Source organism: Microvirga sp. M2, from assembly GCF_047497095.1.
Taxonomy (GTDB): domain Bacteria; phylum Pseudomonadota; class Alphaproteobacteria; order Rhizobiales; family Beijerinckiaceae; genus Microvirga.
On record NZ_CP134063.1, the window covers coordinates 2,578,019 to 2,590,413 of the forward strand.

The 12,395-nt window shown below is 69.1% G+C and carries 11 protein-coding genes; 10 read left to right on the forward strand and 1 reads right to left on the reverse strand.

Annotated elements, in window-relative coordinates; all coding sequences use genetic code 11:
* Window position 1 precedes the first annotated feature (1 nt).
* From cobN to cobJ, 5 genes are read left to right on the forward strand one after another with little or no spacing between them, the layout of a single operon-like run.
* Complete coding sequence (cobN, locus tag RE429_RS12215) at window positions 2–3,334, forward strand: cobaltochelatase subunit CobN (protein ID WP_414471039.1); 3,333 nt, start codon at window positions 2–4, stop codon at window positions 3,332–3,334.
* Entirely contained in the window at window positions 3,331–4,629 is a 1,299-nt protein-coding gene (gene cobG, locus RE429_RS12220; RefSeq protein WP_414471040.1) for a precorrin-3B synthase, read from the forward strand. Before cobN ends, cobG begins: the two co-directional genes overlap by 4 nt.
* On the forward strand, window positions 4,626–5,258 hold the full coding sequence (locus RE429_RS12225; protein ID WP_414471041.1) for a precorrin-8X methylmutase: 633 nt from the start codon (window positions 4,626–4,628) through the stop codon (window positions 5,256–5,258). The genes cobG and RE429_RS12225 overlap by 4 nt, the downstream gene beginning before the upstream one ends.
* Window positions 5,259–5,265: 7 nt before the next feature.
* Window positions 5,266–6,006 carry a precorrin-2 C(20)-methyltransferase gene (locus RE429_RS12230; RefSeq protein ID WP_414471042.1) on the forward strand — a complete coding sequence of 247 codons (741 nt, stop codon included), beginning with the start codon at window positions 5,266–5,268 and terminating at the stop codon, window positions 6,004–6,006.
* Window positions 6,003–6,767: a precorrin-3B C(17)-methyltransferase gene (cobJ, locus tag RE429_RS12235; RefSeq protein ID WP_414471043.1), complete on the forward strand. Its 765-nt coding sequence runs from the start codon at window positions 6,003–6,005 to the stop codon at window positions 6,765–6,767. Before RE429_RS12230 ends, cobJ begins: the two co-directional genes overlap by 4 nt.
* Here the strand turns inward: cobJ and RE429_RS12240 are convergent.
* Window positions 6,749–7,501 carry a cobalt-precorrin-6A reductase gene (locus tag RE429_RS12240; protein ID WP_414471044.1) on the reverse strand — a complete coding sequence of 251 codons (753 nt, stop codon included), beginning with the start codon at window positions 7,499–7,501 and terminating at the stop codon, window positions 6,749–6,751. The genes cobJ and RE429_RS12240 overlap by 19 nt on opposite strands.
* Between RE429_RS12240 and cbiE the strand changes: the two genes are divergently transcribed.
* From cbiE to RE429_RS12265, 5 genes are read left to right on the forward strand one after another with little or no spacing between them, the layout of a single operon-like run.
* Window positions 7,500–8,768 carry a precorrin-6y C5,15-methyltransferase (decarboxylating) subunit CbiE gene (cbiE, locus tag RE429_RS12245; RefSeq protein ID WP_414471045.1) on the forward strand — a complete coding sequence of 423 codons (1,269 nt, stop codon included), beginning with the start codon at window positions 7,500–7,502 and terminating at the stop codon, window positions 8,766–8,768. The two genes, RE429_RS12240 and cbiE, sit on opposite strands and share 2 nt — an antisense overlap.
* Window positions 8,765–9,151 (forward strand): cobalamin biosynthesis protein, encoded by a 387-nt coding sequence (locus tag RE429_RS12250; RefSeq protein ID WP_414471046.1) that lies wholly within the window; start codon window positions 8,765–8,767, stop codon window positions 9,149–9,151. Before cbiE ends, RE429_RS12250 begins: the two co-directional genes overlap by 4 nt.
* On the forward strand, window positions 9,148–9,921 hold the full coding sequence (gene cobM, locus RE429_RS12255; protein ID WP_414471047.1) for a precorrin-4 C(11)-methyltransferase: 774 nt from the start codon (window positions 9,148–9,150) through the stop codon (window positions 9,919–9,921). The genes RE429_RS12250 and cobM overlap by 4 nt, the downstream gene beginning before the upstream one ends.
* Window positions 9,918–10,766, forward strand: a complete 849-nt coding sequence (gene cobA / locus RE429_RS12260; protein ID WP_414471048.1) for a uroporphyrinogen-III C-methyltransferase — start codon at window positions 9,918–9,920, stop codon at window positions 10,764–10,766. The genes cobM and cobA overlap by 4 nt, the downstream gene beginning before the upstream one ends.
* Window positions 10,763–12,085 carry a cobyrinate a,c-diamide synthase gene (locus tag RE429_RS12265; protein WP_414471050.1) on the forward strand — a complete coding sequence of 441 codons (1,323 nt, stop codon included), beginning with the start codon at window positions 10,763–10,765 and terminating at the stop codon, window positions 12,083–12,085. Before cobA ends, RE429_RS12265 begins: the two co-directional genes overlap by 4 nt.
* Window positions 12,086–12,395: the final 310 nt, after the last annotated feature.

A 12,395-nucleotide genomic window follows, 5' to 3' on the forward strand; every position in this document is an offset into this window, starting at 1 on the left:
GATGCACCTTCTCCCGGTCACGACCGTATCCCTCGACGAAGGCGCGGAGGCCATCGACCTCCAGCAGCCTCCGGGGGATATCGTGGTCCTGTCCTTCGCGGACAGCGACCTCGGCGCGCTGGCGGCTGCCCACAGGCGCAGGCCGGACGGACCGTCGCTTCGTCTGGCTTCGCTCCGCCGCCTGCGCCATCCTCTGTCGATCGATCTCTATGTCGATAAAACCGCCGCGAGATCGCGCTTCGTTCTCGTGCGCTGCCTCGGAGGACGCGATTACTGGCGCTATGGCCTGGAGCGCCTGTCGGAAACCTGCCGCGCAGAGGGCGTGAAGCTGGCCGTGATACCGGGCGACGACCGTCCCGACCCCCGGCTCGCGGCCTACGCAACCGTTTCCCCTGCCCTCTGCGACGCGCTGGAAACCTATTTCCAGGCCGGCGGCATCGACAACATGAGGCGATTGCTGGCGCGGATCGGCGCCGAGATCGGCGGCGCGGATGGAGCGGCGGAGCCGCCGCGCCCCTCTCCTCGGGCCTTCGCCTGGACGCCCGAGGAAGGAATCGTCTCGCCGGAAACGCTGCTCGCCCGCTGCCCGCCGCAACGCCGGCTCGCGCATGTGCTCGTTTACCGCTCAGTGCTTCTTTCAGGCGACATGCAGGCCGTCGAGGCTCTGTCCGCGGCGCTCCACGCACGCGGCATCACTCCGCTCGTGCTCGCGGTCTCGAGCCTGAAGGATCCGGAGGCCGTCGCCGTCCTGCGCCGTGCGATCCGGCTCCGCCGGCCGGATGTGATCGTCACGACGACGGCATTCTCGGCGCGCGACGAGGTCGGTTTCGTGCTCGATGAAGCGGATTGTCCCATCCTCCAGGCGATTCCCGTCGGCAGCCCGAAGGACGCCTGGGAGGCTTCTCCGCGTGGTCTCTCCGCTGCGGATCTCGCCATGCAGATCGCCCTGCCGGAATTCGACGGGCGCATCGCGGCCGGGCCGATCTCGTTCAAGGCCGAGGAGCCCGCCGATCCCGCCCTGAGCTTCTCTCATCGAATCCAGGCGCCGGACGCAGCCGGCATCGACATGGTGGCCGCCATGGCGTCCGCCTGGATCCGCCTCGGCCGTGCATCACGCGCCGAGCGGCGGCTGGCGCTCGTTCTCTCCGATTATCCGGCGCGCGGCGGCCGCGCCGGATTTGCCGTCGGGCTCGATACGCCGGCCAGCGCCTGCGCGATCCTCGATCTGCTGCGCGATGCCGGGTACGACGCCCACAGGGACTTCACCGCCGCCGATCTCATGCCGCGGCTGACCGAGGGCGAACCCTCCTTCGCGGTTCCGCTCGCAGCCTACCGCGCCTGGCTCGGCGGCGTGCCCGAAGAACTGAGAACCGCAATCGATGAACGGTGGGGCGTCCCGGAGAACGATGCGGCCTTGGACGGCGAAGCCTTCCGCTTTCGCGCGATCCGCGCCGGCAACGTTCTTGTCGCTCTGCAACCCGACCGGGGGCACGGACAGGACCGCAAGGGCTTCTATCATGATCCGGAATGCCCGCCGAGCCACGGCTATCTCGCGTTCTATTGCGGTTTAAGAATCCTGGAAGACATCCACGCCCTCGTGCACCTGGGCACCCACGGGACCACCGAATGGTTGCCCGGCAAGGCGGTGGCGTTGTCCCCCACCTGCTGGCCGCGCCTCGCCACCGGCCCGCTCCCCGTGATCTATCCCTTCATCGTCGACGATCCCGGCGAGGCCGCTCCCGCCAAGCGCCGGATCGGCGCAGTGACCATCGGGCACCTCACGCCGCAGACCGGTGACAGCGGCCTCACCGGGGAGGCGGCGGCTCTGCGCGAGCTGGTGGAGGAGTTTTCCTCCGCGCAGGTCCTTCATCCGGGGCGCGCCGATCTCGTCGCCCGGGAGATCCTGGAGCGGGCAAAAGCCGGCGGCCTTGCCGCGATCTGCGGGGTCGACGACGCCATGCCCATGGACGAAGCTCTGACGCGCCTCGACGCCCATCTCTGCGATCTCGGCGAGGTGACGATCCGCGACGGCCTCCACATCTTCGGGCAGGCTCCCGTCGGGTTCGACAGTAGCAGCGCCGGCGAACGCGAAGGCCTGCTCAAGGCACTCGATGGGCGCTTTGCCGTTCCGGGTCCCGCAGGCTCGCCCACGCGCGGCCATACGGACGTTCTGCCCACCGGCCGCAATCTCACGACGCTCGATCCGCGCGCCATTCCGACGCGCGCGGCAACCGAACTCGGCTGGCGCGCGGCGGCGGAAGTCGTGCGGCGCCATCTGCAGGAGGAAGGCGATTGGCCGCGCCGGGTCGTGATGGACCTGTGGGCCTCGCCGACGCTTCGCTCCGGCGGCGAGGATATCGCTCATGCGCTCGCTCTCATGGGCGTTCGCCCGGTCTGGGACCATGCCTCCACCCGCGTGACCGGCTTCGAGATCGTGCCGCAACCGCTGCTCGACCGGCCCCGCGCGGACGTCACGGTGCGCGTCTCGGGTGCATTCAGGGATACGTTCCCCGACCAGATCGCCCTCCTCGATCAGGCAGCGCGCGCCGTGGCTGCGCTCGACGAGGAAGACGACTGGAACGAACTCGCGGCCGCCCGCCGTCGCGGCGAGGCGCTTTCGCGCGTGTTCGGATCGGCGCCGGGCACCTACGGTGCGGGCGTATCGGCCCGCGCCTTGGACGGAGAATGGAGCGGCAGGAACGATCTCGGCCGCACCTATCTCGAGGGCACCTCCCATGCGTTCGGGGCTTCGGGGGCTCTGGGCGTGGATGAGAGCTTTCCGGCCAGGGTCCGGCAGGCGGAAGCCTTCGTGCATGTGAGCGACGTGGCCGAGCGCGACATCCTGGACGGCGATTCCGCCGCCGATGCCATCGGCGGCTTTGCCGCTGCCGCCGAAGTGCTCGGCGCATCCCCGGCGCTCTACAGCCTCGACACAAGCCGGCCGCAGAACCCGAGGGCCCGCATTCTCCATGAGGACGTGGATCGGCTCGTGCGCGGTCGCCTGACGCATCCACGCTGGATCGAGGGCCAGCTCCGCCATGGCTGGCGCGGCGTTGCCGAGATCGCACAAGGGGTCGATGCGCTCTTTGCCCTCGCGGCCACGACGGATGCGGTGTCATCCGGAGCGTTCGATCTCCTGTTCACGGCGCTTCTGGCCGATGAAGAGCTTCGCAAGCGGATGGCGGACGCGAACCCGGCCGCCGCGCAGGCCATCCGGGATCGCCTCGCGCAGGCGAGACGGCGGGGATTGTGGCACAGCCGCCTCAATTCCGTGGCAGTGCTGTTCGAGGATGCCCGGCAAGAGGGGACGGCCCGACAGGAGGGGACGGAATGACAGCCGCGAGCACCGTCACGCGCAGAGGCTGGTGCCCGGGCGTGCGCCGCCCGATGGCGACCGGCGACGGTCTGCTCGTGCGCCTTCATTGTCTCGGCGGCAGGCTGCCGGCCGATCAGGCGCGCCTCGTCGCCGATGCCGCACGACGTTTCGGCAACGGCCATCTCGATATCACGGGACGCGGCAACCTGCAGCTTCGCGGAGTGCGGGACGAGACTTACCCAAAGCTGCGCGCGCTCCTCGATCGGGAAGGCCTCGTCGAACCCGAAGGAGACGGCCCGACCCATCCCACCGCAACCTCCCCGCTCGCGGGCATCGATCCGGACGATTGTTTCGACACCCTGGCCCTCGCTCAGGTCGTCGAGGACACGGCCCGCGGCATAGACGGTCTTCCGGCCAAAGTCTTCATCGCCGTCGATGGCGGCGGATCCATGCCGCTCGATGCCATCGGGGCCGACCTTCACCTGCTGGCTCAGGATGATGGCGATGCCGCCGCCGTCGGCGTCGCATCGCCCGAGGGTCCCGAGTGGATCGGCGCGACGGACCTGTCGCGGGTGCCGGAGGCGGTCGCCGCCATCCTGTCCGGATATGCCGGGATGATAACGGCCGGGCGGACCAAAGCCCGGCGGCTGCGCCATCTCGAGCGGAGCCTCGTGCGCGAACTCGCCGATGCCGCGGCGCTCGGACCCGCCTCTTCTCCTGGCGCCCGTCCTTCGTCACCACGGGCCGGTATCGTCGATGCCCATGGCGGCAAGGCCCTTCTTCTCGCCCTTCCCTTCGGGCGTTGTGGAAGCGCGCAGCTCGAGCAGGTCGCCGCATGGAGCGAGCGCTTCGGCACGGGGGAAATCCGCCTGTCGTTCACGCGCGGAATTCTGCTTCCTGGCATCGCGGTCACCAGCCTTGATGCGATCCTCGATGAGGCCCGCCGCTCGGGCTTCATCACCGACGCGGGGGATCCCCGCCTCTCCCTGCTCGCCTGCCCCGGCAAGCCCGACTGCGCCAGCGCCTTGACGCCTGCTCCCGCCGACGCTTTGCGGATCGCAGGCGCCTGCGGTCATCTTCTGGCGGAAGGCGCCACCCTTCACGTCTCGGGCTGCCGAAAGGGCTGCGCCCATCCGGGCCGGGCCGACCTCACGCTGGCGGCCCGCGGCGATGGCCGCTATGACGTCATTCCGAACGCCTCCACGCAGGATGCCGCCTGCCTCCACCTTTCCATCGACGATCTCATGACGCGCTTATTGCCTCTCAGAACCCTGGACGACCTGCGCCACGCTCTCGCCGAGAATGCGCGATGAGCAACGCCCGCGACTACATCCGCGTAGGAGCCGAGATCTATCGCCGCTCCTTCGCGATCATCCGCAGCGAAGCGGACCTCTCCCGTTTTTCCGGCACGGCCGAACGCGTTGTCGTGCGCATGATCCACGCCTGCGGCATGACGGATCTGCCTGCCGATGTCGGTCTTTCGTCCGACTTTGCCGAGACAGCGGAGAAAGCCCTCAAGCGCGGTGCGCCGATCCTGTGCGATGCCAAGATGGTGGCGAACGGCATCACCCGCTCCCGGTTGCCCGCGGACAACGCGGTCATCTGCACTCTCGACGATCCCCGCGTTCCCGCGATGGCAACAGACCTCGGCAACACCCGCTCGGCGGCCGCCATGGAGTTGTGGCGGGAGCACCTCGAGGGTTCCGTCGTGGTCGTCGGCAACGCGCCCACCGCCCTGTTCCGCCTCCTCGAAATGCTCGATGCGGGTGCTCCGAAGCCTGCGGCGGTGATCGGCATTCCGGTCGGCTTCATCGGAGCGGCGGAGTCCAAGGACGCCCTGGCCCGGGATGGCCGAGTCCCTTATCTCGTCGTCCATGGGCGGCGCGGCGGCAGCGCGATGGCGGCCGCAGCGGTCAATGCCCTGGCCCACCCCATCGAGTGAGGCAGGCATGACCCAGACCGCCATTCGCTTCTTCGGCCTCGGGCTCGGGCCCGGTCATCCGGACTATATGACGGTGCGCGCCCGCAAGGTGCTCGAGACGGCCGACCGGCTCGCCCATTTCTGCAAGCGCGGAAAACGGGGCAATGCGCGTGCCATCGCCGACGCCGTCGTCGGTGCGGACCCGGAGCGGGAGATCGCACTCGTGTATCCGGTGACGACGGAGATCCCGGCCGATCACCCGGATTATGCCGCCGCGCTCAAACCCTTCTACGAGGCCTCGGCGGACAAGCTCCTCGCGGAGATCGAAGCAGGCCGCACGGTCGCCCTGCTGTGCGAGGGCGACCCCTTCTTTTACGGCTCCTTCATGCATCTCTGGTGGCGTCTCAAGGACAAGGTGCCGACCGAAGTCGTGCCCGCTATCTCCGGCATGTCGGGTGCCTGGACCCGGGCCGGCGCGCCGATCACCTGGGGCGACGACGTGCTCACCGTGGTGCCCGGAACGTTGACCGAGACCGAGTTGACGCGACGCCTCTCCGGTACGGACGCCGCCGTGGTGATGAAGCTGGGTCGCAACCTGCCGAAGGTCCGCAAGGCTCTTGCCTCCGCGGGACTTCTGGACCGTGCGATCTATGTGGAGCGCGCCACGATGGCGGAGGAGCGGATCGTTCCGCTCGCCGATCTGCCGGAGACGATCGAAGCTCCCTATTTCTCGCTCGTCATCGTGCCCGGACAAGGGAGGCGCGTATGACGGGCCGGATCACCATCGTCGGCCTCGGCCCGGGCGATCCGCGCTGGCTGACGCCGGCTGCCAGCGAGGCCCTCGCCTCGGCAACGGACCTCGTCGGCTATGGCCCCTATGTCGGCCGCGTGCCGGAACAGCCCGGTCAGCGCCGCCATGTCTCGGACAACCGCGTCGAACTCGACCGCGCGCGCTTCGCCCTCGATCTTGCCGCCAATGGTGCCCGGGTCGCCGTGGTGTCCGGAGGAGATCCCGGCGTGTTCGCGATGGCGGCGGCGGTGTTCGAAGCGCTCGAGACGGGCGATCCCGCGTGGCGCGGCCTCGATATCCACGTCGAGCCCGGCATCACGGCGATGCTCGCCGCCGCCGCCCGGGTGGGCGCGCCGCTGGGCGGCGACTTCTGCGCCATGTCGCTCTCCGACAATCTCAAGCCCTGGGAGGTCGTCGAGAAGCGTTTGAGAGCGGCCGTCGAAGCCGATTTCGTCGTGGCGCTCTACAACCCGATTTCCTCCGCAAGGCCCTGGCAGCTCGGCGCGGCGCTGACGATCGTCGCCGAAACACGAGGCCCCGATACGCCGGTCATCCTCGCCCGCGCGGTCGGGCGTCCCGATGAACGCATTCGAATCCTGGCGCTCGGCGAGGTGGAGGCCTCGCTTGCCGACATGTCCACAATGGTGATCATCGGCGCAAGCACGACGCGGCGGATCGTGAAAGGCGACGGCGATACGCCCTACGTGTACACGCCCCGCTCTTACGGAGTGCGGGCGTGACGCCGTTCGAGCCAGTCGAGAGCCGCGTCTGCCGTGGCAACCTCCTCGACGCCCGCAGGCACGCGGGGCCGCGCCACGACGATGACCGGCAGGCCCAGAATCCGCGCAGCCGCGATCTTCGGATAGGTCGCGGCGCCGCCCGAATTCTTCGTCACCAGCACGTCGACCCGCTCGCGCTCCATGAGCGCATGCTCGGCAGCCTCGTCGAAGGGCGCGCGGTCGCGAATGGCGACGACATTCGGAACCGGAAGCGCATCGCCGACGGGCTCGATGGTCCGGACCAGGTAAGTGTGCCAGGGCGCAGCCGCGAAGTGAGAAAGCTCCATCCGGCCGATCGTGAGAAAGACACGGCGAGGCGTCTCTCCAAGCGCGGCGACCGCGGCTTCCATGGACGGCACATCGATCCAGCGATCGCCCTCCTGCCGGGTCCAGGGCGGACGGCGCAGGGCGAGCAGCGGCACCCCGGCCCTCGCGCAGGCTTCAGCGGCATTGCGGGACATGATGGCGGCGAAGGGATGCGTCGCATCGGCCACCGCTTCGATATCCTCATGCCGCAGGAAGCGGGTCAGCCCCTCCACACCGCCGAAGCCGCCGATGCGTGTCGGGATCGGCAACGGATGCGGGTCGCGGGTACGGCCTGCGAGAGACAGGAGAGGGTTGAAGTCGGCCCGGTTCGCGAGCCGCGCCGCGAGCGCGGAGGCTTCCGTGGTGCCGCCTAGAACGAGAATGCGCATGAACTCCTTTTCTCCGAATTCCGCGCCCGAGTCGACCGTCCCTCGGTCGGGCGCTGCGCCGGGCCGTCCCTGGCTGACCATCATCGGCATCGGCGAAGACGGGCGCGCGGGCCTGTCGGCGGCCGCCCTCGCCGCTCTCGACGGGGCGAAGCTCGTGATCGGGGGCGCGCGCCACCTCGACTTGGCCGCCCCTCTTTCCGCGCGTACGCTCGCGTGGCCGAGCCCTTTTTCTGACGGATACGGGTTGGTGCTGGAAAGACGGGGCGAGCCCACATGCGTGCTCGCGACGGGCGACCCCTTCCAGTACGGCATCGGCGCCGAACTTGCCCGCCTGGTCCCGGCCGAGGAGATCGTCAGCTTTCCACAGCCCTCCGCCTTCAGCCTCGCGGCCGCGCGCCTGGGCTGGTCGTTGCCCGAGTGCGACTGCGTGAGTCTTCACGGAAGGGCTCTCGAACGGGTCGTGCCCTCTCTTCAGCCGGGCGCGCGCATCATCGCCTTGTCGTGGGACGGCAGCACGCCGGGCAGACTTGCCGAATTGCTGAAGGCAAGAGGTTTAGGCTCCTCGACGGTCACCGTGCTCGAGGCCATGGGGGGATCGCGCGAGCGCATCCGATCCACGACCGCAGCCGGCTTCGCCATCGCGGACATCGCCCCGCTCAATTCCGTCGCCATCGAGGTCGCGGCTGCGGACGATGCCCGCATCGTTCCCCTGGCGCCGGGCCTTCCCGACACGTGGTTCGAGAATGACGGTCAGCTCACGAAGGCGGAAATCCGCGCGTTGACGCTCGCGGCGCTCGCACCGAGAGCGGGCGAATTGCTGTGGGACATCGGCGCGGGTGCGGGTTCGGTCGGCATCGAGTGGTGCCTGCGCCATCCGCGAAACCGCTGCATCGGAATCGAGGAGCGTGAGGACCGGGCCGAACGGGCGCGCCGCAACGCGGCGGACCTCGGCGCCACAGCCCTGGAGATCAGGCTCGGTCGCGCTCCCGAGGCGCTCACCGGCCTGCCCTCTCCGGACGCGGTGTTCGTCGGCGGCGGCGCATCCGAACCCGGAATCTTCGACGCGGCCTGGACGGCGCTCAGGCCCGGTGGGCGCCTGGTCGTCAATGCGGTGACCCTTGAGACCGAAACGTTGCTCGGCACTCTTCATGCCCGTCACGGGGGCCTCATGCGGCGGCTGGCGGTTTCTCGCCTGGACCGCATCGGCGCCATGCACGGCTGGCGAGCGGCCATGCCCGTCACGCAATGGGTGGGGACGAAGCCATGATCGTGGCCGGTGTGGGATTCAGGCGGGGCGCTGCCGCCGACGAGATCGTCGCGCTCGTGGAACAGGCGCTTGCCCGCGCCGCGATGGCGAGACATGAGCTGGATCGGCTCGCGACGGTCGAGCCGCTCGCCACCCTTTCGACGTTTGCGGAAGCCGCCCGCCGTCTTGCCGTCACGCCCGTCTGTGTTGCAGAACAGGCCCTGGCCGCCGCGGCCCCGCGCGGGCGCACGCACTCGGGGCGCTCCATGGCGGCCCACGGGGTCGGATCGGTCGCGGAGGCCGCCGCGCTCGCGGCGGGAGGACCGCGATCGGAACTCATCCTGGAGCGCATCGCCTCGGCCTCCGTCACCTGCGCCCTCGCACGAGGGGAGATACGTTCATGACCGTTCACTTCATCGGAGCAGGTCCGGGAGCCGCCGACCTGATCACCGTCCGCGGGCGCAGTCTCGTCGAAAGCTGCCCCGTCTGCCTCTATGCCGGCTCCATCGTGCCGCCGGAGATCCTGTCCTGGTGCCCGCCCGGTGCACGCCTCGTCGACACGGCGCCGCTCGATCTCGAGGCCATCACGGCGGAATATGCGCGAGCGCACGAGCGCGGCGAGGATGTCGCGCGCCTGCATTCGGGCGACCTGTCGATCTGGAGCGCCATGGGCGAGCAGATCCGCCGTCTCGACGGGCTCGGCATTCCCTATACGATTACGCCCGGCGTTCCGGCCTTCGCGGCGGCGGCGGCCGTGCTCGGGCGAGAGCTGACCGTGCCTGAAATCGGCCAATCGGTGGTTCTCACCCGCACGTCGGGCCGGGCGTCCTCCATGCCGGAGACGGAGAGCCTCGCGCTGTTCGCCGAGACGAGGGCGACGCTCGCGATTCATCTCTCGATCCACGTCATCGAGAAGGTTGTCGAGGATCTGCTGCCGGCGTACGGCGCCGATTGTCCCGCCGCCGTGGTCTGGCGCGCGTCTTGGCCCGACGAGCGGGTCCTGAAAGGCACTCTTGGAACCATTGCCCCCATGGTCCACGCGGAAAAGCTGGAGCGAACGGCCCTGATCCTGGTGGGCCGCACCCTCGAGGCGACTGATTTCCGCGACAGCGCGCTCTACTCGACGGATTACGACCGACGCTTCCGTCCCAGCCTGCGCAAGGACACGCGATGAAGCACATCCCGCCCTTCGATCCCGGATCAGGCGAGAGCGCGGAAACACGCCTGGCGCGCCAGAGCCGCGTCACGCCATCGCTGACCCCGGGAACCGTCTGGCTCGTCGGGGCGGGTCCGGGCGATCCAGGGCTGCTGACGCTCCATGCTCTCAACGCCCTGGCGACGGCGGATGTGATCGTCTACGACGCGCTGGTCGGACCGGATATCCTGTCGTTCGCCCGCGCGGACGCCGTGCTCGAATTCGCGGGCAAGCGTGGAGGCAGGCCCTCGGCGGTTCAGCGGGACATCTGCGAACGGCTGATCCAGCTTGCCCGCGAGGGCCGCCGGGTGCTGCGGCTGAAAGGGGGCGATCCCTTCATCTTCGGGCGAGGCGGCGAGGAGGCGCTGGCGCTTGCCGAGGCCGGAGTCTCGTTCCGCATCGTTCCAGGAGTGTCGAGCGGCCTCGCATCGCTGGCGGTCCATGGAGTGCCGGCGACGTTCCGCAAATCCAACCATGCGGTCATTCTCGCGACGGGCCATCCGGCCCCCGGCGAGGATATCGACTGGGCCTCCCTGGCCCGCACGGGCGTTCCGATCGTTCTTTACATGGCCGTTTCGAGCATTTCGTCGATCGTCGGCGCTCTGATGGAAGGAGGGTTGGCCGGCGACACGCCGACGCTCACCGTCCACGAGGCGACGACGTCCCGGGAAAGCGTTGTGGAGGCAAGGCTCGAAGACCTGCCCGATCTCGCCGGGAAAGGCATGGTCCGCTCTCCCGCGATCATCGCCGTCGGGGCGATTGCGGCCTTTCGCTCCGCCATCGCCGATCGTCTCCTGGCGTTCGGCGACGAGGCGGCTCAGTGACCATCGCTCCCGGCCTTCTCATCGCGGCGCCCCGCTCAGGATCGGGCAAGACGACGATCACGCTCGGACTTCAAAGGGCGCTCGCACGCCGTGGCTTGCGCGTCCGCGGCGTGAAATGCGGGCCGGACTACATCGATCCGGCATTCCATGCGGCAGCCACCGGCGCGCCGAGCTACAACCTCGACAGCTTCGCCATGAGCACGCGCCTGCTGACGGCGCTTGCCGCCGCGTCCGCGGCCGGCGCGGATCTCATCGTCGCCGAAGGATCGATGGGCCTTTACGACGGCGTGCGCCAGGAGATCGGCCGCACCGGGGCCAGCGCCGACATCGCCGCTCTGTTCGGCTGGCCGGTGGTTCTCGTGCTCGACGTTTCGGGGCATGCGCAATCGGCCGCCGCCGTCGCCCTCGGCTGCGCCCGTTTCGATCCGAGGATCACGATCGCCGGCGTGGTGCTGAACAGGGTCGCGAGCGACCGTCACCGCAGGCTCGTGGAGGACGGAATGGCGCGCATCGGCCTGCCGGTGCTCGGCGCGCTCATGAGGACCGACACGCTGACCCTGCCCGAGCGCCATCTCGGTCTCGTTCAGGCCGGCGAGACCGCGGAACTCGGCCTGCGGTTGGAGCGCCTCGCCGATGCGGTGGAAGCCGCCGTCGACATCGACCGTCTCCTCGCCTTGAGCGGCCCGACCCGCATCGACGTCGATGCTCCAGCGCTGGCCCTGCCGCCGCCGGGACAGCGCATCGCCCTCGCGTCGGATCAGGCGTTCTCGTTCACCTACCCCCATGTGCTCGCAGGCTGGCGAGCGGCGGGAGCGGAGATCGTCACCTTCTCGCCACTCGCGGACGAGCCTCCGCCGCCCGATTGCGACATATGCTGGCTGCCGGGAGGCTATCCGGAGCTTCATGCGGGCCGCATCGCCGGCGCGCACCGGTTCCTTCAAGGCCTGCGTGCGTTCTCCACGAATCGTCCGGTCCATGGGGAGTGTGGAGGATATATGGTCCTGGGCGAGGCGCTCGAGGACGGGAACGGCCACGTTCACTCCATGGCGGGGCTCCTTCCCGTCGCGACGAGCTATGCCAGACGCAAGATGCATCTCGGCTATCGGGTCGCGCATCTGATCCACGACGGAGCGCTCGGCACCGCAGGAAGCCGCCTTGTCGGACACGAGTTTCACTATGCCTCGGTCACACGAGGCGACACCTCCTCCGGTGCGGCCTTCGCCACGATCGCCGACGCCGAGGGACATCGTCTCGGACCTGCCGGCCATCGCAGCGGCTTTGTCACAGGCAGCTTCTTCCACGCCATCGCGCGCGAATGACCATCGTTCACATCGCCGCCGCGTTCTTTCGAGAACCGGCATCCTCCCGGCGGTCGCAAACTGTCAAGCCCGCGTCCTCTTCGGTCAAGCAGGCTTCTCAGCACTCTCTATAGTGCCCTCGAGCACAGTGCTCTCGAGTTACACGGCGGCGTCCCGAGCTCCGTCGACGTCCTCAGCCGCATCCAGGTGATGCGAGGCAAAGGCCCGGCTGACGTGAAAGGCTCGTCGTCATATGTTTCTGGTCGATCCCGGACCGCCTTCGATCTCACCGCCATACGGGCCCCGAATTGCTGCGACCGATATCGGCCTG